Source organism: Stenotrophomonas sp. SrG, from assembly GCF_050031795.1.
GTDB classification, from domain to species: Bacteria; Pseudomonadota; Gammaproteobacteria; order Xanthomonadales; family Xanthomonadaceae; genus Stenotrophomonas; species Stenotrophomonas rhizophila_A.
This window is the reverse complement of the sequence record NZ_JBNBBE010001159.1, coordinates 1-238: the sequence shown is the minus strand read 5'-3', so window position 1 is coordinate 238 and position 238 is coordinate 1. Positions and strand designations below refer to the sequence as shown.

General features: G+C 71.4%; 1 protein-coding gene. It reads left to right on the top strand.

Annotation, left to right across the window (positions count from 1 at the left end; genetic code table 11):
• Nucleotides 1–238 (top strand): Mur ligase domain-containing protein (locus ACQG3P_RS23105; RefSeq protein WP_426806348.1); only part of this gene is annotated, 238 nt, incomplete at both ends.

The window sequence follows — 238 nt, the reverse complement described above, 5'->3', positions numbered from 1 at the left end:
GGGGTGACATCCATGGCGATGACACCGCCATCGACGCCATCAGCAACGACACCCGCACGCTGGCGCCGGACAGCCTGTACGTGGCACTGCGTGGCGAGCGCTTCGACGGCCAGGATTTCGCTGCCGACGCCGTGGCCCGTGGCGCCAGCGCGATGCTGGTCGAGCGCCTGCTCGACGTGGCCGTGCCGCCGATCGTGGTCGGCGACAGCGAGCATGCGCGTGGCCGGATCGCGGCTGG